The 22,458-nt window shown below is 53.5% G+C and carries 26 protein-coding genes and 1 pseudogene; 20 read left to right on the top strand and 7 right to left on the bottom strand.

Going from position 1 to position 22,458, the window contains the following annotated elements; all coding sequences use genetic code 11:
• The first annotated feature begins 73 nt into the window (after positions 1 to 73).
• Genes C8P63_RS10350 through C8P63_RS10365 form a run of 4 tightly spaced genes read left to right on the top strand, consistent with a single transcriptional unit; the run spans position 74 to position 4,013 of the window.
• Positions 74 to 1,003, top strand: coding sequence for an ABC transporter permease (locus tag C8P63_RS10350; protein WP_108023856.1), 930 nt, complete (start codon positions 74 to 76; stop codon positions 1,001 to 1,003).
• A 9-nt stretch (positions 1,004 to 1,012) separates the two neighbouring features.
• Positions 1,013 to 1,951 carry an ABC transporter permease gene (locus tag C8P63_RS10355; protein ID WP_108023963.1) on the top strand — a complete coding sequence of 313 codons (939 nt, stop codon included), beginning with the start codon at positions 1,013 to 1,015 and terminating at the stop codon, positions 1,949 to 1,951.
• A gap of 17 nt (positions 1,952 to 1,968) precedes the next feature.
• Positions 1,969 to 3,003, top strand: a complete 1,035-nt coding sequence (locus C8P63_RS10360) for an ABC transporter ATP-binding protein (protein WP_108023858.1) — start codon at positions 1,969 to 1,971, stop codon at positions 3,001 to 3,003.
• Positions 3,000 to 4,013 carry an ABC transporter ATP-binding protein gene (locus C8P63_RS10365; RefSeq protein WP_108023860.1) on the top strand — a complete coding sequence of 338 codons (1,014 nt, stop codon included), beginning with the start codon at positions 3,000 to 3,002 and terminating at the stop codon, positions 4,011 to 4,013. The genes C8P63_RS10360 and C8P63_RS10365 overlap by 4 nt, the downstream gene beginning before the upstream one ends.
• A 76-nt stretch (positions 4,014 to 4,089) precedes the next feature.
• Here C8P63_RS10365 and C8P63_RS10370 read toward each other — a convergent pair whose 3' ends face one another.
• Both C8P63_RS10370 and C8P63_RS10375 read right to left on the bottom strand, forming a co-directional pair.
• Entirely contained in the window at positions 4,090 to 5,349 is a 1,260-nt protein-coding gene (locus tag C8P63_RS10370) for an Nramp family divalent metal transporter (protein ID WP_281258706.1), read from the bottom strand.
• 134 nt (positions 5,350 to 5,483) lie between these two features.
• Positions 5,484 to 5,705: a NifU family protein gene (locus C8P63_RS10375; RefSeq protein ID WP_108023862.1), complete on the bottom strand. Its 222-nt coding sequence runs from the start codon at positions 5,703 to 5,705 to the stop codon at positions 5,484 to 5,486.
• Between the two features lie 317 nt (positions 5,706 to 6,022).
• On the opposite strand from C8P63_RS10375, the gene cysK reads away from it, so the two are divergent.
• The 3 genes from cysK to C8P63_RS10390 are packed head-to-tail and all read left to right on the top strand — an operon-like array spanning position 6,023 to position 8,447.
• The gene (cysK, locus tag C8P63_RS10380; protein WP_108023864.1) at positions 6,023 to 6,949 is read left to right on the top strand and encodes a cysteine synthase A; all 927 of its coding nucleotides are present in this window, start codon (positions 6,023 to 6,025) and stop codon (positions 6,947 to 6,949) included.
• A gap of 3 nt (positions 6,950 to 6,952) precedes the next feature.
• The gene (locus tag C8P63_RS10385; RefSeq protein ID WP_108023866.1) at positions 6,953 to 8,086 is read left to right on the top strand and encodes a bifunctional cystathionine gamma-lyase/homocysteine desulfhydrase; all 1,134 of its coding nucleotides are present in this window, start codon (positions 6,953 to 6,955) and stop codon (positions 8,084 to 8,086) included.
• Positions 8,087 to 8,108: 22 nt separating this feature from the next.
• Positions 8,109 to 8,447, top strand: a complete 339-nt coding sequence (locus tag C8P63_RS10390) for a YuzD family protein (protein ID WP_108023868.1) — start codon at positions 8,109 to 8,111, stop codon at positions 8,445 to 8,447.
• Between the two features lie 70 nt (positions 8,448 to 8,517).
• On the opposite strand, the gene C8P63_RS10395 is transcribed toward C8P63_RS10390, so the two are convergent.
• Positions 8,518 to 9,129 carry a sortase gene (locus tag C8P63_RS10395; RefSeq protein WP_108023870.1) on the bottom strand — a complete coding sequence of 204 codons (612 nt, stop codon included), beginning with the start codon at positions 9,127 to 9,129 and terminating at the stop codon, positions 8,518 to 8,520.
• Between the two features lie 238 nt (positions 9,130 to 9,367).
• Here C8P63_RS10395 and C8P63_RS10400 point away from each other — a divergent pair, with 238 nt between their 5' ends.
• From C8P63_RS10400 to C8P63_RS10425, 6 genes are all read left to right on the top strand, one after another.
• Positions 9,368 to 9,628: a DUF1450 domain-containing protein gene (locus tag C8P63_RS10400; protein WP_108023872.1), complete on the top strand. Its 261-nt coding sequence runs from the start codon at positions 9,368 to 9,370 to the stop codon at positions 9,626 to 9,628.
• A 212-nt stretch (positions 9,629 to 9,840) separates the two neighbouring features.
• Entirely contained in the window at positions 9,841 to 10,077 is a 237-nt protein-coding gene (locus tag C8P63_RS10405) for an aspartyl-phosphate phosphatase Spo0E family protein (RefSeq protein WP_170109606.1), read from the top strand.
• A 206-nt stretch (positions 10,078 to 10,283) separates the two neighbouring features.
• A complete protein-coding gene (locus C8P63_RS10410; RefSeq protein ID WP_108023875.1) occupies positions 10,284 to 10,640 on the top strand; it encodes a HesB/IscA family protein in 357 nt (118 codons plus the stop codon).
• 234 nt (positions 10,641 to 10,874) lie between these two features.
• The gene (locus tag C8P63_RS10415; RefSeq protein WP_108023877.1) at positions 10,875 to 11,594 is read left to right on the top strand and encodes a hypothetical protein; all 720 of its coding nucleotides are present in this window, start codon (positions 10,875 to 10,877) and stop codon (positions 11,592 to 11,594) included.
• A 160-nt stretch (positions 11,595 to 11,754) separates the two neighbouring features.
• On the top strand, positions 11,755 to 12,063 hold the full coding sequence (locus C8P63_RS10420) for a hypothetical protein (protein WP_108023879.1): 309 nt from the start codon (positions 11,755 to 11,757) through the stop codon (positions 12,061 to 12,063).
• A gap of 123 nt (positions 12,064 to 12,186) precedes the next feature.
• A complete protein-coding gene (locus tag C8P63_RS10425; protein ID WP_170109607.1) occupies positions 12,187 to 12,699 on the top strand; it encodes a DUF2179 domain-containing protein in 513 nt (170 codons plus the stop codon).
• Between the two features lie 41 nt (positions 12,700 to 12,740).
• On the opposite strand, the gene C8P63_RS10430 is transcribed toward C8P63_RS10425, so the two are convergent.
• The 3 genes from C8P63_RS10430 to C8P63_RS10440 all read right to left on the bottom strand — a co-directional run bounded on the left by C8P63_RS10430 (position 12,741) and on the right by C8P63_RS10440 (position 14,308).
• Complete coding sequence (locus tag C8P63_RS10430; protein WP_245920837.1) at positions 12,741 to 13,004, bottom strand: hypothetical protein; 264 nt, start codon at positions 13,002 to 13,004, stop codon at positions 12,741 to 12,743.
• Positions 13,005 to 13,009: 5 nt separating this feature from the next.
• Positions 13,010 to 13,204 (bottom strand): hypothetical protein, encoded by a 195-nt coding sequence (locus tag C8P63_RS10435; RefSeq protein ID WP_108023885.1) that lies wholly within the window; start codon positions 13,202 to 13,204, stop codon positions 13,010 to 13,012.
• Between the two features lie 99 nt (positions 13,205 to 13,303).
• Positions 13,304 to 14,308 carry an NAD(P)/FAD-dependent oxidoreductase gene (locus C8P63_RS10440; RefSeq protein WP_108023887.1) on the bottom strand — a complete coding sequence of 335 codons (1,005 nt, stop codon included), beginning with the start codon at positions 14,306 to 14,308 and terminating at the stop codon, positions 13,304 to 13,306.
• Between the two features lie 1,117 nt (positions 14,309 to 15,425).
• On the opposite strand from C8P63_RS10440, the gene C8P63_RS10445 reads away from it, so the two are divergent.
• The 5 genes from C8P63_RS10445 to C8P63_RS19125 all read left to right on the top strand — a co-directional run bounded on the left by C8P63_RS10445 (position 15,426) and on the right by C8P63_RS19125 (position 20,498).
• Complete coding sequence (locus C8P63_RS10445; protein ID WP_108023889.1) at positions 15,426 to 16,619, top strand: NAD(P)/FAD-dependent oxidoreductase; 1,194 nt, start codon at positions 15,426 to 15,428, stop codon at positions 16,617 to 16,619.
• 82 nt (positions 16,620 to 16,701) lie between these two features.
• Positions 16,702 to 17,166: an NUDIX domain-containing protein gene (locus tag C8P63_RS10450; protein ID WP_108023891.1), complete on the top strand. Its 465-nt coding sequence runs from the start codon at positions 16,702 to 16,704 to the stop codon at positions 17,164 to 17,166.
• A gap of 451 nt (positions 17,167 to 17,617) precedes the next feature.
• On the top strand, positions 17,618 to 18,355 hold the full coding sequence (locus C8P63_RS10455; protein WP_170109608.1) for an ABC transporter ATP-binding protein: 738 nt from the start codon (positions 17,618 to 17,620) through the stop codon (positions 18,353 to 18,355).
• Complete coding sequence (locus C8P63_RS10460) at positions 18,352 to 20,028, top strand: putative ABC transporter permease subunit (protein WP_108023893.1); 1,677 nt, start codon at positions 18,352 to 18,354, stop codon at positions 20,026 to 20,028. The genes C8P63_RS10455 and C8P63_RS10460 overlap by 4 nt, the downstream gene beginning before the upstream one ends.
• Before the next feature lie 335 nt (positions 20,029 to 20,363).
• Entirely contained in the window at positions 20,364 to 20,498 is a 135-nt protein-coding gene (locus C8P63_RS19125) for a YuiA family protein (protein ID WP_170109609.1), read from the top strand.
• A gap of 46 nt (positions 20,499 to 20,544) precedes the next feature.
• Here C8P63_RS19125 and C8P63_RS10470 read toward each other — a convergent pair whose 3' ends face one another.
• On the bottom strand, positions 20,545 to 21,288 hold the full coding sequence (locus C8P63_RS10470) for a chlorite dismutase family protein (RefSeq protein ID WP_108023897.1): 744 nt from the start codon (positions 21,286 to 21,288) through the stop codon (positions 20,545 to 20,547).
• 230 nt (positions 21,289 to 21,518) lie between these two features.
• On the opposite strand from C8P63_RS10470, the gene C8P63_RS10475 reads away from it, so the two are divergent.
• Together C8P63_RS10475 and C8P63_RS19560 are read left to right on the top strand one after the other, a co-directional pair.
• Positions 21,519 to 21,773: a YuiB family protein gene (locus tag C8P63_RS10475; protein WP_108023899.1), complete on the top strand. Its 255-nt coding sequence runs from the start codon at positions 21,519 to 21,521 to the stop codon at positions 21,771 to 21,773.
• A 185-nt stretch (positions 21,774 to 21,958) separates the two neighbouring features.
• Positions 21,959 to 22,438, top strand: a pseudogene (locus C8P63_RS19560) (3D domain-containing protein); the annotation flags it as partial.
• Positions 22,439 to 22,458 lie beyond the last annotated feature (20 nt).

The following is a 22,458-nucleotide window of genomic DNA, read 5'->3' on the forward strand; positions in this document are numbered from 1 at the left end:
TATACCTTCTGTGTGCTAATGAAACGGCTTTCTTTCGATTCTGAATACCTGGAAGAGAAAGGGGAGAGGAGCCTTGGGGCGTTTTATATTGATCCGTTTTATGTACATGGTCATCACCCTGTGGGTGATCGCCACGGTGACTTTTTTCCTGATGCATCATTTGCCGGGTTCCCCATTGGCGAATGAAGAGCGGATCCCACCGGAACTGAAAGAACAGATTTTGGCCCAATATGGCTTGGACAAGCCACTGCCGGTTCAATATTTGGATTACCTTGGAAAATTGGTTCAGGGCGATTTGGGAACCTCCTTCAAATATGACGGCCGCAGTGTGACGGAGATGATTCAACAAGGCTTTCCTGCATCGGCGCAAATCGGGCTTCAAGCCATGGTTTTCGGTGTCCTGCTCGGCGTGATCCTGGGTTGCATCTCCGCACTCCGTCGGGGCACTTTGGTTGACAACGGAGCCACGGTTCTCTCCGTTTTGGGCTATGCCATTCCCAGCTTTACCCTTGCGGCACTCTTTTCTTATTATGTCGGGGTTGTTTGGAGAGTTTTGCCCGCCGCCGGGTGGGGGACTTTTGCTCACAGCGTCCTTCCTTCCCTCGCTCTTTCTTTCCTGGTGATCGCTCAGATCACCCGTTATGTCCGTACAGAGATGCTGGAAGTTCTGGGTCAGGATTATATGAAGACGGCACGTGCCAAAGGTTTGGAACGGCGAGTCATCATCATCCGCCATGCGCTCAGGAACGCCCTGATCCCCGCGATCACGATTATCGGACCGTTGACGGTGGCGCTGATGACCGGGTCTCTCGTGGTGGAAAAGATCTTCAACATCCCCGGAATGGGCTGGATGTTCGTCGACTCCATCATTACAAATGATTACACCATGATCATGGGTGTGACAATGTTCTACAGTTTCCTGTTGATTCTCAGCATTTTCATTGTGGACATTCTTTACGGAGTCGTCGATCCCCGGATCCGGCTTACGGGTGCGAAGGAGTGAATGGGGAAAATGGCTGCAAACATTAAAAATCTGTCCCCGGATCTCTTTGAACCGGCGGAGTTTGACCATACGAAAGAGGAAATTTCCCGGAAGCGCCTGTCCTACTGGCAGGATGTCCGGCGTCGTTTTTTCAGTAACACCGGTGCGGTCATCGGATTGGTCTTGATCCTGGTGATCGGGATGATGGCGATCATCGGACCGGGGATGAATGATTACAACTATCGCCAACAGGATTATAACGTCCAGAACATTTCGCCCTTTGACCGCATTGTGGGTGATCATTGGTTCGGAACGGACAATTTGGGACGGGATTTGTGGACCCGAACCTGGTACGGGGCTGGAATCTCCCTCCTGATCGCATTGATCGCTGCCGGAATCGACCTCACCATCGGTGTGGCCTACGGTTCCATCTCAGGTTATTTCGGAGGAAGAGTGGATGACTGGATGCAGCGGATCGTGGAGGTGCTGGTGGGGATTCCCAACCTGATCGTGATCATCCTGCTTTTGATCTGGCTGGAGCCGGGAATTTTCCCGATCGCCCTGGCCATCGCATTGACCGGTTGGGTCAACATGTCCCGTATTGTACGGGCGCAAATGCTCCAGTTGAAATCCCAGGAGTATGTTTTGGCGGCACGCACGCTGGGAGCCGGTACCCGCCGGATGCTGATGAAACATCTGTTGCCCAACGTCATGGGTCCCGTGATCATTACGTTGATGTTTACCATTCCCCAAGCGATCTTCTTTGAGGCGTTTCTCGGTTTCATCGGATTGGGACTCCGGCCTCCGGAAGCCAGCCTCGGTGTGTTGATCAACGACGGTTATAAAATGTTGCAGGTGTTCCCTTACCAGACCTTCTTCCCGGCCGTGATCCTGTCTTTGCTGATGTTCAGCTTCAACCTCTTGGGTGACGGGCTCCGGGACGCGCTGGATCCGAAACTGCGGCAATAAGAAAGGAGGGAGAGAACATGGAAAAGGATAAAATTTTGGAAGTCAACGATTTGCATGTTTCGTTCAAGACCTATAACGGCGAAGTTCAGGCCGTGCGTAGCGTCAGTTTCGACGTGAAAAAAGGGGAAACGGTCGCCATTGTGGGGGAATCGGGCTGCGGAAAGAGTGTGACCTCCCAGAGCATCATGCGGTTGATCCCCGAGCCGCCGGGTTGGATCAAATCCGGAGAGGTTCTGTTTGACGGGAAGGATTTGACCAAGGTTTCGGAGAAAGAAATGGAGGGGATCCGCGGCAAGGACATCGCAATGATCTTTCAAGACCCGATGACCTCGCTCAATCCGACGATGACCGTCGGCAAGCAGATCATGGAGGGGCTGGTGAAACATCAGAACATGGGCAAGGCCCAGGCCAAGGAGCGGGCCCTGGAAATGCTCCGTCTCGTTGGCATCCCCAGCCCGGAGCGACGGATCAACCAATATCCCCATCAGTTCAGCGGCGGGATGCGGCAACGGGCCATGATCGCCATCGCTCTGGCTTGCGCTCCCCAACTCCTGATCGCCGACGAACCGACCACCGCTCTGGACGTGACCATCCAAGCCCAGATCCTCGATCTGATGAATGATCTGAAGGAGCGGCTTGGGACCTCCATTATCCTTATTACCCACGACCTGGGTGTGGTGGCTGACGTGGCGGACCGGGTGGTTGTCATGTATGCGGGAAAAGTGATCGAATCGGGAACCGTGGAAGAAATTTTCCACCGTCCGCGCCATCCCTATACTTGGGGTTTGATGGGGTCCATGCCGCGGCTGGACCTGACCCGCGATAAGGAGCTCAGCCCGATCACGGGGACACCGCCGGATCTGTTGTCCCCGCCGAAAGGCTGCCCCTTTGCCGCACGGTGCAAACACGCGATGAAGGTCTGTCAGCGGGAGATGCCGGAAACCACTCAGGTTCGGGGAAGTGGTTCCCATAAAGTCAACTGCTGGCTGGAACACCCCATGGCGCCCGCGGTGGAACCACCAGCTGAAGTGGTAGGAGGGGGTTCGAAATGAGCGTAGCCGAACCGAAAGTGGAAAAGATTCTCGAAGTGAAGCAGGTTAAAAAGCACTTCAAGATGGGAAGAAACCAGGTCGTCCAAGCGGTGGATAACATCAGCTTCGATGTGTACAAAGGAGAAACCCTGGGTCTGGTGGGGGAATCGGGCTGCGGCAAGTCCACCATCGGTCGTACGATCATCCGACTGTACGAAGCGACTGACGGCGAGGTGCGGTTCAAGGGACAGACGACCAAGAATCTGAAAGGGAAGGACCTGAAGAAGTTCAACCGCGAGATGCAAATGATCTTCCAGGATCCTTATGCCTCCCTGAATCCCCGGATGACGGTCGGAGACATTATCGCCGAAGGTTTGGACATCCATGGTTTGGCCAAAGGCAAAGAACGGCGCGAAAAAGTGGTGGAACTCCTGAAGACCGTCGGCCTCAACGAAGAGCACGCCGATCGATTCCCCCACGAATTCAGCGGGGGACAGCGGCAACGGATCGGGATTGCCCGGGCCCTGGCGGTGGATCCGGATTTTATCATTGCCGATGAGCCGATTTCGGCATTGGACGTCTCCATCCAGGCACAGGTGGTCAACCTGATGAAAAAGCTGCAAAAGGAAAAAGGGTTGACCTATCTTTTCATCGCTCACGACCTGTCCATGGTGAAATACATCAGCGACCGGGTCGGCGTGATGTATCTGGGGAATCTGGTGGAGTTGGCGGACAGCCAGGAGCTGTACGACAACCCGCTCCATCCTTACACGGAAGCTCTGCTCTCCGCCGTGCCGATTCCGGACCCCGACGTCGAACAGCGGCGGGAACGAATCATACTGAAAGGGGATGTACCGAGTCCGATCGATCCGCCCAGCGGCTGTCGATTCCGCACCCGCTGCCCCAAAGTGATGGATGTCTGCGCCCAGGAAGTGCCGAAATGGCAGGAAGTCCGTCCGATGCACTGGGTGGCCTGCCACCTGTATCAGGAAGAATCCCTGAAGAAAGAAGAAGCGAATAAGACCCGGTAAAATCAACCAACCCCTGAACGGTCCGTTCAGGGGTTGGTGATCCTCTGGAAAGGGAATGGGCTTTCCAATTGGATGGTTATTCAAGCAACTCGATCACGTTCTGGACCGCCAGCACCCCGAAAAGGATCACGCTGGCCCCCAGGACGATATTGGAAACCCAACCGTTCCGATACTCCGGCGCCACCCGTCGCGAGTTGAGCAACCAGATGAGGGTGACGGCGAGAAAGGGCATGAAGAGGGCCCCCAGGACTCCATAGGCGATCACGAGAGCAAAGGGTTTTCCCAGAAAAAGAAGGAGCATCGGCGGAAAGGTGAGCCAGGCAAGATAGCTTCGATAATAACGGCTTTTTTCCGAAAGATAGGGAGCGGCTTTCTCCATGGGAATTTTCTTCACGGTTCTTACGAAATCGGAGAACAGATAGGGAACTCCGTTCCACACCCCGAGGAGGGATGTGAAAGAGGCCGACCAAAACCCGATCAGGAAAAGCCAGCGCACCGGTTCACCCAACCGTTCGCCGAGAAGCCCGGACAGGGAGATTAATCCTTTATCCCCTTCCAGCACCGTTCCGGTACCGAACAGGAGCTCCGCTCCGATCACCAGAAGGGCCAGGGTGAAAATACCGGTCATGGTGTAGGCCACCGTGGCATCCAACCGCATGACCGGCATCCAGTCCGGGCGTCTCCACCCTTTTTCCCTGAGCCAGTAGCCGTAAGAAGCCATGGTGATGGTACCCCCGACGCCCCCGATCAAGCCAAGGGCATAGAAGAGGGAACCCTCCGGAAGACGGGGGACAAGACCGAGGGACAGTTCTCCGAGGGAAGGCGCAATCATGACGGCCGATCCGACGACCGTCACAAACATGACTCCGACGAGAACCAGCATCACTTTCTCAAAGAGCCAATACCGCCCGGTCCACACCAGCAGAAAGCCGAGGAGCCCGTGGAACATGGCCCAGGCCCAAAGCGGGATTCCGGGGAACATGGCCGTGGTGGCCAGGGCGGTGGTGGAAGTGACGGCGGCGCCGAAGACAAAGCCCCAGATGATCACATAGACGCCGAAGTAACCGGTCGCCCATCTCCCCAGTTGCTTCCAGCCCTGCAGAATGGTTTGGCCCGAAGCGAGATACCAGCGACCGATGCCTTCATTAAGAAAGTATTTTAAAAGAGCGCCAATCAAGATGGCCCAAACAAAGGTATTGCCGTACATCGTTCCGGCCACGAGAGCAGCGACCAGGTCTCCGACTCCCACTCCCGTTGCCGCCATGATGATGCCCGGGCCCACCAGCTTCAGCCGGTTTTTAACGGAAACAGGGGGTGTGTTCGTTGGGGGATTCACAGCAGCGTTGGTATTGGTTTCGATCGTCTTTCCCTCCCCATGAAAGTATTAATTTTTTATAATGATACAGGATTCACAATATTTCCTGCAAGGAAAAACCGCCAAGCACAGCCTGACGGTTGATTCTGCGATGGTTAAAGGACTTGTTCCACCTCGGTGACACCGGGTACTTCTTCCATCAGCGCCCGTTCGATTCCGGCTTTCAGGGTGATGGTGGAACTGGGACAGCTTCCGCAGGCTCCCAGGAGACGGACTTTGACCACACCGTCTTCCACTTCCACCAGCTCCACGTCACCGCCGTCCTGCTGGATGAAAGGGCGAAGCTTATCCAAAACTTCCTGGACTTGTTCTCTCATCGTACATGCTCCTTTCAAAAGAGGCGGTCTCCCAAAGGGTTCGCTCTCTGTATCGGTTATTGTAGTCGCGATCATGGATCGGATCAACCGATGGCGAGGGAAACAATTCTCTAGATCATTATATAAGATACCACAGGATCTGTCTCGGGAAAATCCTGACGGGAGCCGTTTGTTTATACCGGGATCGGTCCTGGGTGCCCGTAACGGACGGACGATCATCCCGGCTTCACGGGCCCGTGTTTTTCAGACCAAGACGGAAATGGTAAAATGAAAGCGAACTCATGGGATCAGTCAAGGATACGGGAAGAGGGATTTTGATGAAGCACGTTTATGAGGATATAAAGGAACTGATCGGGTGGACGCCCATCGTCCGAATCAAAGGATTTTCCTTGCCGGAAAGGGTGCAAATTTACGCCAAGTTGGAGTATTTTAATCCGGGGGGGAGTGTCAAGGACCGTCTGGGTTTGGCGCTCATTCGGGCCGGGGAGAAAGAAGGGCGGTTGCGCCCGGGAGGCACGATCATCGAACCGACCGCCGGAAACACCGGGATCGGACTGGCTCTGGCAGCGGTGGGTTCCGGCTATCGGGTGGTCTTTGTGGTCCCCGAAAAATTTTCCCAGGAAAAACAGCAGCTGATGCGGGCATTGGGTGCGGAAGTGGTCAACACCCCGACGGAAAAAGGAATGAAGGGGGCCATCGCCAAAGCGAAGGAACTGACCGAAACGATTGAGGGCGCCTGGTGCCCCCAACAGTTTGGCAACCCGGCCAATCCCCGCGCCCATTATGAAACCACCGGACCGGAAATCTGGGAGCAGATGGACGGAAAGGTGGACGTGTTTGTGGCCGGTGCCGGTTCGGGCGGGACGTTTATGGGATGTGCCCGATACCTGAAAGAGAAAAACCCGGAGATCCGGACGGTGATTGTGGAACCGGAAGGTTCCATCCTCGGCGGAGGCAAACCGGGTCCCCACCGCACGGAAGGCATCGGAATGGAGTTTCTTCCGGAATACATGGACCCCTCTTATTTTGACGGGATTCACACCGTTCCGGACGAAGATGCCTTCCGGATGGTGAAAGAACTGTCGCGGCGCGAAGGGCTTCTGGCGGCCAGCTCCTCCGGGGCTGCCTTTTATGCGGCCCTCAAAGAAGCGAAACGTGCGAAACAGGGAACCCGGATCGTGGTGGTCTTTCCGGACAGCAGTGAGCGGTATTTGAGTCAGCAGATCTACGGAGAAGGAGAGTAAACCATGCGTATCGACACAAAACTGATTCACGGTGGTGTCTTTGGAGATGAACGGACCGGGGCTGTCAGTGTGCCCATCTATCAAGTGTCCACCTACAAGCAGGACGCCATCGGCAAGCACCGGGGTTACGAATACTCCCGAACGGGAAACCCGACCCGGGAAGCGTTGGAGAAACTGATCGCCGATCTGGAAAACGGAACCCGGGGTTTTGCCTTTTCTTCCGGGATGGCGGCCATTTCCACCATCCTCTCCCTGTTTGACCAAGGGGACCATCTGGTGGTGGGGGATGATATCTACGGAGGTACTTACCGTGTGATGAGCGGGGTATTCAACCGGCTGGGAATTCAGTCCACCTTTGTGGACACCAGCGACCCGGAGGAAGTGGTGGCGGCGATCCGTCCCGACACCAAGGCGATCTACATGGAAACCCCCAGCAATCCCCTGCTGAAGGTGACCGATATCCGGAAGATGTCGGAAATCAGTCGGGATCGCGGACTGCTCCTGATCGTCGATAACACGTTTCTCACTCCCTACTGGCAAAATCCCCTCGATCTCGGCGCGGACATTGTGGTTCACAGTGCCACCAAATATCTGGGGGGGCACAGCGACGTCGTGGCCGGACTGATTGCCGTCAAGGACGAAGAAATGGGAGAGCGTCTCCATTTCCTGCAGAACTCCATCGGCGGGGTGCTTCCGCCCCACGATTCCTGGTTGTTGATGCGGGGAATGAAGACCCTGGGGCTCCGGATGCGGCAACATGAAGCCAGTACCCGCAGATTGGCCGATTGGTTGCAGTCCCGTTCCGATATTGAAACGATACACTATCCCGGTCTGAAAGATCATCCGGGTCACGGGGTGGCCTCGAGTCAGGCCCGTGGCTACGGCGGAATGCTTTCCTTTGACGTCGGAAGCGGCAAACGGGCGGAAACCGTTCTTTCCCGCACTCGCTATTTCACATTGGCGGAAAGTCTGGGGGCGGTGGAAAGCCTGATCTCCGTTCCCGCCCGGATGACCCACGCTTCCATTCCGCCTGAGCGGCGCCGGGAGATCGGGATCACCGATGGGTTGATCCGGGTTTCCATCGGGGTGGAAGATGTGGAGGACTTGATGGAGGATCTGGAACAGGCCCTTCGTTGATAACCGAGAGAGGAGGCCGCTAATGACGATGGAAAAAGCGGAAGTGCTCGTATACGGAGCGGAGGAGCTGTGTCCCAGTTGCGTCCATCTCCCGTCGGCCCGCGAGACCGCTTCTTGGCTGGAAGCGGCACTGAAAAGGAAATACGGAGATGTCGTGTCGGTCCGGTATGTTGATATTCACGCTCCCGGAGGAGAAGAGGAGACGGCTTTTTCCCGCCGGGTGATCGAGGATGAACTTTGGTACCCGGTGGTGGTGATTCAAGGGGAGATCGTCGGGGAAGGAAACCCCCGTCTCAAGGATATTCAACGAAAACTGAAGGCGATGGGTTTTTCCCCGAAAGGGGAAACGAAAGTTTATTGACGATCGCCATTAAGGAAGCGACTGCTTTTCCGAAAGGAAGAGCAGTCGCTTTTTTGGTGTAAGAGGGATCTTATTCCGTCTTTTTGCTGTCGATGAGATCCGCACGGATGATGTAGCGTTGGGGGGCGCTTCCCACCAGGTCAAAAGGGTAGCAGGTGATCAGCGACATGTCCGGTTTCTCATGGGGAACGATCACACTGCGATCATCCTTGTCGACGATGAACATCTTCCGGATCTGATATGTGTGAGTGTACCCATTGATTTTTACGTAAAGTTTATCCCCTTTTTTCAGTTCACCCGCCCGGCGAAACGTGGTCTCCCGGTGTCCGGCCAGAACCGAATGTCCCGTTTCCCCGGGAAGGACCGTTCCGTAGCCGATGTACTGCCCCACCCCCTTGGCCAGCTGGGCATCATCCGTTCCGTAGATGATCGGGAGGATCGCTCCGATCCGCGGAATGATCAACTCTCCGATTTGATTCCCTTTTTCGGGATGGAAAGTCGCGTCGGTCCCCTTTTTTTTGGAGGGTTTCTTGTTCAGATTATCCCAGTCTTCCGCAATGGACATCGCCAACTTGGGATCGTGAACGGCCACGCTGATCTGATCCCACCACTGGTAGCCGTTGTAGGCGACGAGAGAGAGGCCGGTGACGATCAGGATGATGGCCATACTTCGAAGAATCACGGTGAAGACCTCCTCGGCCCTGATTCCACTGCATAGAAGTTGTCACAATCGTATCCAAATTTTTCACAAAGATATCTTATCATGTCTCCCTCCGGGAAACAATTGCCGACAAGCGTCATTCACCCGTCGGTAACGTTTTTCACGAAGCTTTTGCCCCCTTTTGTTCACAAGCTCAACGGGTTACAATATAGATCAGTGTCCGGAAATTTGTCGATCCGTCAGTAAGAGGTGAAATGGGATGCGACCGATGGTTGAATTCTGCATCAACCGGCTCACGCCGGATGTTGAAAAGATAAAGAACAAGCTGGAAAACGATCCTGAGGTGGATGTGTTGGAGTCCCCCTGCCTTGGCAACTGTGAAATATGTGCCAAAACCCCCTATGCCATGGTGGATGGGGAAATCGTGACCGGCGAAGACGGTCCCGATCTGCTGAAAAACATCCGCAAGTCGATCGAAGAACGGAAGAAAAAAATGGAAGATTTGCTGGATCTCCTGTAGAAATGGAAGCGCTCCGAACGGAGTGTCTTTTACGGTATAAAAGAATGAATCATTTTGGAAAGTGGTTTTTTCTTACTACCAATGAACTAATTGGATACCAGTTTATATATAAATCACGCAAAACAAGTTTCATATGACCCACGGGTCAGGTATGATATTATAAAATAAAAACGGTTTCCATGAGGTTGTGGATATTTAGGGGGTTTCTCATAATGGGTCGTTGCAAACTGGAAGAGGAAATGGAACGCTTGAGAACGGCGATGCAACATCAAGCGGAACGATTGGGAATGAACCACCCGACCGTGGTTCAGATCAGTCAACAATTGGACGAGCTCCACAACCAATGGAACCGCTGGCATTATCCGTCCTCCGACGCGGATCACCGCGCGGCTTATATAATCCGAAGGTATACATCAAAGATCCGGGAAGTCGCGGTCGACCGTGCCTGAATCGAGCTTCGTCCGTATCGGCGGGGTTTCTTATTGAAGAAAGGGTGTAGTCCGGGGCTTTTCACCCACTCACAAACCAACGGTTTTTTTGGTACAATGAAACCAAGGAGTGCGGGAATCATTCATTCCGCCGCACAGAGCATGCCGGTTTCAAGGAGTTCGGCGCATGGTTTCGCGCCCGTGATGACAGGAAGGAGGGCTCTGGCTTGATTGAACTTTCCGAGCGTGCCGGTCATAAAATAAAGGAAATGATGGAAGAAGAAGAGCATCCCGAAAAGCAGTATCTTCGCGTCGGTGTCAAGGGCGGAGGTTGCAGCGGTTTTACCTATAATCTCGGTTTTGACGAAAACAAGACGGAGGACGATACGGAATTGACCCTTCACGGAATCCGGATTCTGGTGGACCGGAAAAGCGAAAAGCTGATCCGCGGTCTTGAAATCGATTATAAGGAGTCCATGATGGGCGGTGGGTTTACCATCCACAACCCCAACGCCATCGCCACCTGCGGTTGCGGTACGTCCTTTAAAACTGCCACCGACGAAGGTACTCCGGAAAAATGCTGACGGAATGACGGCCGTCCCGACCTCACAAGGTCGCGGACGGCTGTTTTTTTAAAAAATGATCAGCTCCCCTTTTTTCGCTGTCCAAAAAGATTTTGTTTTCCTTTGGATCGAAAGCGGAAGCGTGGCTCCCGGCGGCTTAAAATTTAAATCCATAAAATTTATTATAATCAATATATTGAAACATTTGGGTCGAATGTATAATATTGAATTAATTGGAATGCAGGGGGGATATTTTTGGCGGGAAAAGCGTTGGTGAAAAACGGATGGATCGTGGTCCTGGCTTTGGTATTCATTTTCGGTTCAGCGCCCGGCCCGACCTTTGCGAAAGAAGGCGAAGCAAAGATCCTTTCCGGAAATGAGGTTCTGAACTGCAATGAAGTGAGCGTCGGTTCCATCAAAGCCGAGGGGCCTTGTAACGATCAGAAGAAGTCCGGCGGCGGGAATGGAATTTTGTCCGACAATGAATTTGCCAACTGCAACAAGGTGACCGTCGGTTCCGACAAAAGCGACGGCCCCTGCAACGATCAGACGAAATCCAAGAGTGGGAAAGAAAGCGGGATTTTGAACAACAACAAGGTAGCCAACTGCAATGAAGTCACCGTCGGTTCCGATCAGGGAGAAGGTCCCTGCAACAATCAAAAAGAGACCGGTGGCAACAACGGAGGACTCGGCAGCGGCAACGACCTTCTCAACTGCAATGAGTTGACGGTGGGGAGCGACGAAGATCGAGGACCCTGTCATGACAATGGCAATGATCCGGGAAATGGGGAAAAGCCAAAGGACGGAGGAGCTTCCGGTGATCCCCCCAAAGAGACTGGCGGCAAAGTGGAAAACTCCAAAGGGGGTCAGATGCCCGATACCTCCACTCCCCACCCTCTGTTCGCCGGGATCGGGGGCAGCCTTCTGGCGGCCGGAGTCGGATTTATGGCTTGGCGCAGAAGATGGATCGGCTAACTGAGAGAAGAATCAGCGGGAAGAGGAATCAGCATCCGACTTTGGCGGGTGCTGGCTTTTTTCTTCCAGTGTTTGACCTGTCCCTTCCATGGGAAGAACATTACTAACCGTACTTCATCCTGCGGGGTGGGACCCGATCCGAAGCTGGGAGGTGTTTGACTTGTCCCGGAAACAAAATCGCGAAAGCACGGAGGAACAGGTGGACCGGATGGTCGATGAAGGCTTGGGGGCCGGAAGAACAGGCAAACAATCCGGAACCATCAAGGGGGAACAAAACCACTTGGACACCGAAGTGAACGAAACGGGAAAAATGGCTCAAAAAAAGGACGTCATCGATGAGGGGAAAGGTCGCTACTGGATGGATGTCGACCGGATGGTGAATGAAGGTCTCGGTGGCGGCCGTGTCGGAAAACGAACGGGTAAAATCGAAGAAAGTCGTCCCCTTGAAGAGGAAACAGATCAAGGCTGAGCCCGGAGAGCGGGCTTTTTTCATCTTTCATCCGATGGGGTTTCACCCCTTTTTGGCAGTGAGGGATTTGTTGTATGATTTGAAGGAAATGTTTTGACTTGCACCCTTAGGGAGGAACATGCCGTGTTGGGGATCCTGTTGTTTATTTTTTTTGTACAAATTGCTTACGTGACCGTATCCACCATTCGTCTCATCGTCATGATGAAAGGGAATGCCCGTTTGGCAGCGGTAATCAGCTTTTGCGAAGTATTCATCTATATGTTGGGTCTCGCGGTGGTTCTGGAGAATATCGATGCTTGGTACAACCTGATCGTATATTGTCTGGGATTTGCACTAGGTGTGTATACCGGTTCCCTTGTTGAGGAAAAAATGGCCATCGGATATGTGACGGTTCAAGTCATCACCCGGAAAGAAGATTCCAACTTGCCGGAGCAACTTCGAAACGACGGTTTCGGCGTCACTTCGTGGATCGGGGAAGGCTTGACGGGGGAACGTCTCGTCCTGATGGTGTTAACCAAAAGAAAAAGACAGAAAGAACTGATCAGTCGGGTGAAAGAAATCGATCCCCAAGCTTTTATGGTTTCCCATGAACCCAAAACCTTCAACGGCGGTTTTTGGGTGCGGCGGACCCAGTGAGCCGTGCCATCCGGAATCGGCCCCGTGCGGGCCGGCTCTTTTTATATGGGGATTTCCTCCACCAAGGTGAGATCGTAAAAGCCGCAGTTTTGGCAGAAAAGGTGATGCGGACACTGATGGCTCTCCAGATCGCAAAACCCGTCCGTCTTTTTCATGTCTTCGATCGGCCGGTAGGGGCTGTAGTCAGCCAGCAGATCGAAAAACCGGCCACGGTCTTCCATCCATTCCGTGCAGTGGGGACAGGCGACTTCCAGTGCGTCAAAACCGTTGCAGACCGGACAGCCGGTGTGAACGCCGGTTTCCAAGATCATCACCTCCTTTTCAAGTTGGGAATGATCAGGTAGGCGAGGAGAACCGCAAAGGCGAGAATCGCGCCCACCATGCCGTAGCCAGTGTCGGCACCGCGACCCCGGCTGCCGTAAAAGATCAGCAATGGAATCATCAGAGTGGCCAGGAACATCAGAAGATGGTAAGATCCGGCAACCCAACGGCGGGTTCGGTTCAATTTGCAAACTCCCTTTCGACGTTTGGGACTTATTGTATCCGTGCATCCTCCCTTCATGCATAGAAAGAAAGCCGCCTCTTTTTGAGGCGGCTTTTCTTCTCAAAACTTCATATTGGAACTGTGTCCCGGTTGCAAACGGGCCTGAGGGTCGATGTATTGCTTGGCGTTATTGACCGCGGTGGGCGCTTCACCGAAGCCGACCGCGATCAATTTTACCTTGCCGGGATAGGTGGCGATATCTCCGGCGGCATAGATACCGGGGATGTTGGTTTCCATGCGGGAGTTGACGATGATGGAGCCTTTTTCAATCTCCAAGCCCCACTCCTGAATCGGTCCCAAGGAAGAGACAAAGCCGAAGCTGACAATCACCGCGTCCACCTCGAGCTCTTCCACGACGTTGTCTTTCTTGTCAGCCACCACCGCTTTTTCGATGCGGTTTTCGCCATGAAGGGCAATGATTTCCCTCGGAGTAAGGATCCGAACACTGGAGTTTCTCATTTTTTCTACACTGGTTTCATGAGCGCGGAATTTGTCCCTCCGGTGGATGAGGGTCACCTGTTCCGCAATCGGTTCCAGCATGTTAGCCCAGTCCACAGCTGAATCGCCGCCTCCGGCAATCAGTACTTTTTTATTCTTATATTGCTGAAGATCTTTCACGAAATAGTGAAGATTGCTGTTTTCATACGTTTCGGCCCCGGGAACCTTCAGCTTCCGGGGTTCAAAGGCACCGACGCCGGCGGTGATGATCATGGTTCGGGTGAAGTGTCGCTTTTTGGTCGTGGTAATTTCGAAAATGCCCTTCTCGTTTTTTTCCACATGGAGCACTTTCTCGTCCACGCAGAAAACGGGATCGAACAGTTTGCACTGTTCCAGCAGGTTGTCAACAAGCTCCTGAGCCAGCACTTTCGGAAAGCCGGCGACATCGTAGATATACTTTTCCGGATAAAGGGCGGAAAGCTGGCCGCCCATCTGGGGCAAGCTCTCGATCACTTTGACGGACAAATTGCGCATTCCGGCGTAAAAAGCGGCAAACAGCCCGGTCGGTCCGCCCCCGATCACTGTGATGTCCATTACTTCCGGCTCGTTGATTTTGTCTGGGGACATAGGCGCACCTCCAAAACGTATGTATGGCCTTTACGGGTTTTCACATCATTCAATCGTTCAGATCCTGGGAATAGCGTGGCATTGCCGAATGATCCCGGGCATTCTTTCGGTCACCGCAGGCAGGGTTCCGGGATGGGCGGATAACGGTTGACCTCACTTCTGCGGGTGAACCCGATCGGGAATCATTTCACGAGCGTTCGCTCGTGCCTTAAAGATAACAAAAACTTACCGGACTTGCGAGAGGGTCCCATGAAGGCCGGGGCAGAAACGGTAAATGGGGACGGATGGGCGTCTCCGGTTATCACGGATCTTTCCATCCATCATTGTACAGTTATTTCCTGTCATACCACAAGCTTTTTGGTGCGAATCCCCGATAAAACAAATGGAGAGCGTTTATAAAGGAGCGGGAAAACCCATCTCTTGAGGGTTGGGATGAAAGGGAGCTGCCCCTTGATCCCTTCGGGAACCTGGAACGTTGTGATTTCATGTTCGTTTCGTGAAAAGGGGAAGCGTTTACCCAAAATAGCTGTCCTGCCCAGCGGAGAATCAGCCGGCAGGGCGTTCAGGGGCAAAAGCTTTTCTGTGTTGCATCCGAAGGCTACATCTCTGCAGGACAGCATATCGCCACCGGGAGTGAAGCGACCCCAGGCACGACTTGTGCTCTGTGAGTGCATAGCGAAACCGGGGAGCGCAAGCGACCCATGCGAGACTTGTGCTCTGTGAGTGCAGCCGGAGCGGCTTTGGGTAAATGCTGCCGCTCACTTTTTTACAACGTTTCCAGAGGAAACGATTTTTCTGGAGACCTGATCGTGCGGAACATAAAGGCACTGCCATTTTGGCCCGAAGCATTTTAGCCGTGGGGGCACACGGTTGAAAGTTTGGGGATTGTGCGAGTCAGTCGACAGGATGAACCAAGAATCCCGCACTTCAGGCGTGTGGAGTCAATGTGATTGTTTTCACCCATTCTTTTTCCCGGATAAACCGTCATCTCAGGGAAACACTCTTGGATAAACACCCCCTTGTCAAACTGGAACGAAACTTTTATCATGATCTATAGTGTCCGGTGGCCCGGAATATTTTATGTGATATTTTTAACATAATTAATGGATGTGGTATGATGGCTCTTCCAAAAATTGTGGTTTTGGGGGCGGGTTACGGCGGTTTAATGACCACCGTCGGCCTCCAGAAGGAATTGAACTACCAGGAAGCGGAGGTAACGCTGGTCAATCAAAACCCCTACCATTACGTTACCACCAAGCTTCACGAACCGGCGGCGGGGACACTGGATCCGGAATATGCCCGGGTGGAGATCGCTTCCGTCCTGAAACAAGACAAAGTGAAATTTGTCCAGGACCGAGTGATCAAAGTGGATCCCGAAAACAAGGAAGTACATCTTGCCGACGGAGAACCCTTGAAATACGATTACCTGGTCTTCGGGCTGGGGAGCGCACCGGAAACCTTCGGAATCAAAGGCCTATTGGAGAATGCCTTTTTCATCCGGAATCTGAACGGTGTGCGTCTGATCCGGGAACATATCGAGTACATGTTTGCCAAGTACAATACCCTGAAGGAAGATCGGGACGATTTGTTGACCATTGTCGTCGGCGGCGCCGGATTTACCGGAATCGAATATGTCGGCGAACTGGTGGACCGGATCCCCGAACTTTGTCGGGAATTTGACATCCCCCGGGAAAAGGTGCGGCTGATCAACGTCGAAGCCGCCCCGACCGTGTTACCCGGCTTTGACAAAGAGTTGGTGGATTATGCCGTCAAATACCTGGAGGAACGGGGTGTGGAGTTCCGCATCAACACTCCGATCGAAGAGTGCACCCCGGAGGGTGTTGTTCTCAAGGGCGGAGAAAAGATTGATTCGGCCACCGTGGTTTGGACCGGCGGGGTTCGTGGAAACCCGCTGTTGGAGGAAGCCGGGATCGAAACCGCCCGCGGCCGGGTCAAAGTGGATGAGTATCTGCGTGCCCCGGGGTATGAAGACTTCTTCGTTGTCGGGGACAGCTCCCTGATTTTCAACGAAGAAGAACGTCCCTATCCGCCCACGGCCCAAATGGCGACCCAACAGGGACAACATCTGGCCAAAAACCTGACGGCTCTCATCCGGGGCGGTTCGATGCAACCCTTCAAGTTTGATCTGAAAGGGACCTTGGCATCTCTCGGCCGCGGCTCCGCCATTGGAATCGCCTTCGGCAAAAAGCTCTTCGGTACGAAAGCCTCCATTCTGAAACGTATCAATGATTGGCGCTGGTACTATCTGATCGGTGGTTTGCCTCTGATGTTCAAAAAAGCCAAGTTCTGAACCGGTGAAAACCGTAAACCCCGTCCATTCCGGACGGGGTTTCTTAGTCCGGAGTCCAACAGCCACGGGGGGGGGGGATCGGATGAAACGCGGCGGTGTGTGGTTAGGTGTGGGCGGTTTGGTTCTTCGGGGTGACGACCTCTTGGTGGTAAAGAAAAAATATGGGGCAACAACCGGGCTATGGACCCTCCCCGGCGGTTTTGTCTCACCGGGGGAGACCCTGGATGAGGCGGCAGAACGGGAGGTCCGGGAAGAGACAGGGATCAGGGTACGGACCGTCGGTGTGGCGGGCATCCGCACCGGGGAGAGTGATAACATGATCTGTTTCGTGATGGAACCGGAACCCGGAGAACCGGAGCCGGACGGTGTGGAAATCTCAGAAGCTCGCTTTCTGCCGCGGGAAACCCTTAAAAGGGACCCCCTGTCGGCCGATTTGCTCCGGTTGATCCTGACGGAGGAGAAACGTTTGCTCCCCGCCATGGTGCGGCGCAAATTTGAGCCCCGGCGGGATTACGGTTATCAAAGCTACAAGGTGTTTTCACGCTGAAGCCGCCGGATTTGGGCGGCTATTCCAGCTGGACAACCAATCAGTTGGGCATATCCAGAGATTTCAGATTTTGCTCAGAATGATTTACCAAAGGACCCATGATGGGATCCGTGATCAAGCGAAAAACTGTATGTGGGCAAAAATGTGGTCATGGTAGACAACACGGACACCCAGAGCAAGGGGAGCCTCGGCAGCTGGGCCTCTTCCACCTCCGGCAGTGGCTATCAAGGCTACGATTACCAATACAACGGAACCGGTATCACTGGGGATCCTTCACTTGGAACCTGAACATTCTGCAGGATGGGAATTACACGGTTTACGTGAAATACGCTTCCGGATCCAGATGAATTGTAGTGCAAGTTGATCGGGATCGTGAAGGTCCTTTCTATTTGATGATATGATAAAATGCAAACTGAAATATTTTCATAACTGTGAAATGGGGGCGTATTCGGTGATCTGGCTAGGAAATGTGAGCAAACATTATTCAGGATCCGACCGGCCGGCGGTGGATCAGCTGCAGCTGACTGTGGAGCGCGGGGAGATTTTTGGCTTCCTGGGACCGAACGGGGCGGGGAAAACCACCACCATCAAGATGATTACCGGGATTCTGGAGCCGGATGCGGGTGATATCGAGGTGGAGGGGATCTCTCTTCGAAAAGATCCCCTCTCTGCCAAGAAAAAGATCGGTTACGTTCCGGATGGTGCAGAACCTTTTCCGAGGTTGACGGGGATGGAATACATCGGATTTATGGCAGACATTTATGAGGTGGACCCGGAAACCCGTCGCCGCCGTATTCCGGAATTATTGGAGAAGTTCGGGATGGAACATGCCGTCGGTGATCTGATCGACGGTTATTCCAGGGGGATGAAACAGAAAATCACACTGATTGCGGCACTTCTCCACCGTCCTTCCGTATGGATCCTGGACGAACCGATGGTGGGACTGGATCCGAAATCGGCTTCGGTGCTGAAAGAAGAGATGAAAACATATTCCCGGGAGGGGCGTACTGTTTTCTTTTCCACTCATGTGCTGGAAGTGGCGGAGCGGTTGTGCGACCGGCTGGCGATCTTGAAAGACGGGCGACTGGTCGCCAAAGGAAAGCTGGAAGAATTGAGGCGGGGCACAGGTGGAGAAGTGACAGACGAACGATCCCTTGAAAATCTCTTTCTGGAGCTTACCGGAACATGAAGAAATGGATGACGCTTTTCAATCTGGTCCTGAAAGACCAGTTTCGTCTGTCGGTGTTGCGGGAACGGTATGTGGTCAGGAAAGAACGGCTGTGGGAACCGGCTCTGGCGATCCTGTTTTTCATGATGCTGATCCCCGCCTTTATTGTGATCGGCGCTTTTTATCAAGCTGTTTATATGGGAATGCAATGGGCGGGTCACCCGGAGGGCTTTTTGATACTGACCGTCGCCGGTGGTCAGTCGGTGATTCTGATGTTCGGCTTTTTTCATGGGATTGGACGCCTTTACTTTTCGAAGGACAGTGAGGCTCTTTTGGCCCTTCCGGTTACACCGGTTCAGGCTTTTTCATCCCGGATGGCTGGATTGTGGATCAGTGAAGGATTGTTGCTGTGTTTGTTGACCCTGCCGGGTTTTTTGGTTTACGGCTGGTCCGAAGACGTCGGTGCGGGGTATTATGCGAAGATCGCACCGGCCCTGCTGCTGTTGCCCGCCCTTCCGCTCAGCCTGGCTGCAATTTTGGCGATGCTCTTTATGCGGGTGACCAACCTGAAACGTTACCGGAACCTTCTTCGGGCTCTTGGTCCTTTTTTGGGTGTGATGATGGGGGTTGGATTTCAACTGTTTATAAACAGTGGACGATCAGACAAGCTCGGAGAGGTCAAATCGGCCGGTGCCTGGTTGGTCGGTCCGGGGAGCCTTACCGAAACGCTGACCCGTTATTTTCCTCCCGTCAAGTGGGCTGCCGACGCCCTCGGGTCACCCTTGTTCGGAGCGGGAGGGATTTCCTGGCTTCTGTTCTTGGGAGTGACTCTGGCGGCGGTGGGGATTACTGTCGGGGTCTCCGGAGGCATGTATTACCGGGGGCTGATCGGGGGGAACGAACAACGGGAGCGGGGCGGTCATTTCCGGTCGGTGGTCGACGCAGCACTCAAAAAAAACCCACCCTTTCTCGCTTTGTTCCGTAAAGAATGGCGCATGCTGTTTCGGACTCCGGCGTTCGCTTTGCAAGCGGTGCTGGGTACATTGCTCTTTCCGGTGATGATGTTTCTTCCCACCCTATGGCTGCACGGAGACTGGCAGCAAAATATCGATGCCCTGAACGCCATTCCCTTCCGGGAGGAGGTCTTGATCTGGGGTGGAGTGGCTGGTGTGGCCTTTCTCACCGGCGTGAACGGAGTGGCTGCCTCTTCGGTTTCCCGGGAGGGAAACCTCTTCGCGTTGAGCAAAAGCCTGCCGGTATCCGCCGGGGTGCAGGTGGCGGCCAAATGGTTCCTGGCTCTTGTGTTCACGGGATTCGTGACCCTCCTCGTCACAGGAATGCAATGGGTTGTCGGAGGGGAGGGTTCCGTTCTGATTTGGACGGCTTTTCTCGGACTTTCGGCCGGTTTTTTGACCACCGGACTGGGGGTCGCCATCAATCTCCTCTTCCCGAGACTCGATTGGAACACGCCCCAGGAGGCCATTCGCGGGGGGTTCAACGGTTTGTGGCTGATGTTGACTCAGCTGGTCGGGGGTATGTTGCTGGCGGTTGTGGTCTGGATTTTCAGGATGCTTTCTTTGCCCGATTATCTGATATACAGCTTCATTCTCCTGGTGTTGGTTATCGCCAATATCGGTCTTTTTGCCGGAGTACGGCAGTTTGCCGAAAAGCGGTACCGGAAAATCGAGTGTTGAACCTTCTGTGACGGAAATGCCCATAGGGAACATTCGTATTCGTGTGATTGAAAGAATTTGCCGGCCGGTAGAGCCTGGGATCAAGGGGATGCTTAAGTTTGAAAATGAATATCCCGAGGGGATTCAGCGGGGGTGTTTTTCTACATAAAGAGGATATAAAAACCGCCCAGTTCTTTGGAAGAAGGATTTGGGCGGTTTTGATCGTAGTATGTTTCTTCATTCCGAGTCCTACTTCCATTCTTTCCCGGTTTCATATTTTTGTCCAATCCGGTATTATTATCTGAAAATTACAGATATATAGTGGTTACAACCTTCTTATAGGGGGGGTTTTTCAAATGAAGAATCACACCCTAAAAAGCACCGATGAAAGGTGCACATATTGCGGGGGTGACGGATATGTCCAGCTATTGCTGGGCGGTTCCGAAACCTGCGGGTGTTGTAAAGGGTCCGGAAAACGGCCCCGAAAATGAGAAGAACCCCGGCCGCCGACGGCCGGGGATTTTGTTGGGTTGATCGTTACAGGGTGTTCAGCGCCTCTTTCACATCGGGGTGATGGATGCAGGTGAACATGGGCACGTCCCGGAGGGTGTACCGGCTGGCTTCCGTTTCCCGAAGTTCCTGCACCAGGACGGAGAAATCGGTGATCTCATCGGTTTCGAATGCCACCACGAATTCCTGATCGTCGATTCCGAAGCTGTAGGTGGTGTTCAACTTGACGGAGGGATATTTGCTCCCCACCTGAATATGTTCGTCCATCATCCCCTGCCGGGTCGGATAGGACAATTGGTACCAGTCCCGGGTTTTGATGAACGGGTAAACGAACAGGTACTTTTTCATCCCCGGTATAATGTAGACCCGGGGGTTTTGATGCTCCGGATCCATTTTATCGACATACATGCTCCGTTTGGTGAACGAGAGGTACGAATAGGTGATCTCCAAATACTTCCCCAGACCGGTATGTAGAAGCCGGGTCATCATCTCCTGAAATTGTTCCACGCTTTTGGAAATCCGCCACAACATGAAATCGGCGTCGGAACGGATGCCCACCATGGAATAGGAGTGAACCATCATCCCCGATTGCCGGTACTCCTCCACCACGGAAGCGAATTCCTGTTTTCCTTTTTCCTGTTCTTCCCGACTCAGACGCCGCCAGGCGGGGTCGACTTTGAAAAATACAAAGTTGACAAACTGGGTCGGCAGTTTTTTCTTTGACTGGTCACCGCCGGTATCTTTCCCGCCGGGTTGACCCGGTCGACCCATGGGAGGTCTACCTCCGGATTTAGGACGCATGCTGCGTTCCCCCCTTGTCTGCGACTTCACGTTCCATTGTATCGAAAGGGGGTGGCTCTCGCAAACATTCGGCGGGAATTGTCGGTGGAATGCCACAGCTTGTTCACGTTTTCACACGTCGCAACCCGAATCCAACTGTGTTAAAATACCATGAGGAAAACAAGCTCGATGTATCGCGGTGAAGATGGAGGCGATGATCCGTGAGTCTGCCCCAGATTCTGATCGGGGTTCCGCTGTTTGGATTTTTAGGCTTCGGTATTTCATTCATTTTGAACATGATTTTAAAGACCACCTGGCTGCCTTTTGTTTTGTACCTCGGTCTTTTGGGATATTATTTTTTCACCTTTGATTTAAAGGGCGGGGATTATCTCATGCTGACCGTGGGTATGATCGGAATCCTCGGCGGCGCCTGGACCATCCGGGTACTGCGGCAAAAAGGGTATCGCATGTTTTGATCCCCACCATGTAAGGACGCGTTTTCCGGACTTTTGGGTCGCGGATCCGCGTCCTTTTATTTCTCCCCATGTCCAATGTTTCCTCCCATGAATGGCCTGCCAAGCGGGAATACTGTAAGGGAAAGAAACCGGATTCAAATGGGAGGGGGATCGCCGTGAGCGCCATTCGTTTTTCGCACAAGGCAATGCGTGGTTGGATGGTTTTATTGCTGTTGGGTGCGTTTTTTCCGGTCGAGGAGGCGGCAGGAAAAACGGCGGAAGAAAAGGAAGCCGGATTGCCGTTTTCCGGAGACTCATGGAGCTTTTATCCATCCATGGTGGTGACTGCGACCGGATATACGTCCGGGCGGGAGTCGACCGGAAAGGATCGCTCCCATCCGGCTTTCGGTTTGACGCGATCCGGTGTTCAAGCACAAAGGGGGGTCTTATCCACTGTGGCGGCAGACCCCCGTGTCTTTCCCATCGGCACGTTGTTATACATCCCCGGATACGGTTACGGCGTCGTGGCGGACACGGGAAACGCCATTCAGGGCCGACGTCTGGATCTTTATTTTGATACCGTGGAAGAGGTTTATAAACAGTGGGGGAAAAAGAGGGTTCGAATCTACGTGATCGCCAAAGGGGACGGATCGTTGTCCGAAAAGGACCTGGAAAATCTGAATGAGACGGTCCGCCTGACAGGGAG

The sequence above is a fragment of the Melghirimyces profundicolus genome, assembly GCF_003054245.1.
GTDB lineage: Bacteria > Bacillota > Bacilli > Thermoactinomycetales > DSM-45169 > Melghirimyces > Melghirimyces profundicolus.